The sequence below is a fragment of the Streptomyces sp. DI166 genome, from assembly GCF_900091315.1.
GTDB classification, from domain to species: domain Bacteria; phylum Actinomycetota; class Actinomycetes; order Streptomycetales; family Streptomycetaceae; genus Streptomyces; species Streptomyces fuscus.
The window spans coordinates 1-1,329 of sequence record NZ_FLSP01000241.1 but is presented as its reverse complement, the minus strand read 5'-3'; the positions used below and the strand labels follow the sequence as shown (position 1 = coordinate 1,329).

General features: G+C 65.9%; 1 protein-coding gene. It reads left to right on the top strand.

The window, feature by feature from the left end; translation table 11 throughout:
• The first annotated feature begins 50 nt into the window (after nucleotides 1-50).
• A protein-coding gene (locus GA0115233_RS40055; RefSeq protein WP_255310529.1) for an IS3 family transposase occupies nucleotides 51-1,303 on the top strand; the annotation gives its coding sequence in 2 pieces (ribosomal slippage) (nucleotides 51-333 and nucleotides 333-1,303; 1,254 coding nt in all).
• The last annotated feature ends 26 nt before the right edge of the window (nucleotides 1,304-1,329 follow it).

Here is a 1,329-nt window from a genome sequence, read left to right as displayed (position 1 = left end):
TGAACCGCCCCGGGTCAGGTGGAGGCTCGATTCCATGTAAGGATTGAGTCATGGCACGACCCTCCCGTTACCCGCTTGAGCTGCGCCGCCGTGCGGTGCGCATGATCGCCGAGGTCCGCGGCGACTACCCGAACGAGACGGCCGCCCTGCAGGCAGTGGCGGACAAGCTCGGCATCGGTTCCCGCGAGACGCTGCGGAACTGGGTCAAGCAGCACGAGATCGACGCGGGGCAGCGTCCGGGGACGACGACGGAGGAGTCCGCCCAGCTCAAGGCGTTGAAGAAGGAGAACGCCGAGCTGAAGCGAGCCAACGAGATCCTCAAGGCGGCGGCGAGTTTCTTCGCGGCCGAGCTCGACCGGCCACACACGCGCTCGTAGCGTTCATCGACGAGCACCGGGACCGCTTCGGCGGGGTCGAGCCGATCTGCAGAACGCTCACCGAGCACGACTGCAAGATCGCCCCTTCCACCTACTACGCCCACCACAAACGCCTCCAGGCACCCTCCGCCCGCCGCGTCCGCGACGCAGAACTCGCGGAGAAGATCAAGCAGGTCTACACGTCCAACTACCGTGTCTACGGGGCCCGGAAGATCTGGCGCGAGCTGAACCGGCAGGGCCATGCGGTGGCCCGCTGCACGGTCGAGCGCCTGATGCGCGAACTCGGCATCCAGGGCGCGGTCCGCGGCAAGAGGGTGATCACCACGATCCCCGGCGGACAGGTGGACCGAGCGCCCGACCTGGTCGACCGCGACTTCGTCGCCGCTGCCCCGAACCGCTGCTGGGTGGCGGACTTCACCCACGTGAAAACGTGGTCCGCGGTCGTCTACGTCGCCTTCGTCGTGGACACCTTCTCCCGCCGGATCGTCGGCTGGTCGGCGGCCACCGTGAAGGAGACCGTCTTCGTCCTGGACGCCCTGGAGATGGCGATCTGGCAGCGCGACCGCGACCAACAGCCCTTTCAGGCAGGTGAGTTGATACATCACTCGGATGCAGGGTCGCAGTACACGTCGTTCAAGCTCGCCGAGCACCTCGAGGCCGCCGGCATCGCCGCGTCCATCGGCTCCGTCGGCGACGCATACGACAACGCCCTCATGGAATCCACGATCGGCTTGTACAAAACTGAGTTGATCAAGCCCCGGCGGCCCTGGAAAACGCTCTCCCAGGTCGAGCTGGCCACCGCCGAGTGGGTCGACTGGTACAACCACCGAAGACTCCACGGTGAGATAGGCCACGTCCCGCCCGTCGAGTACGAAGCCACCTACTACACCGAACTCACGAAACCCCAGGTCACAACCACAATCTGAGATCTCTACCGAACCCGGGGCGGTTC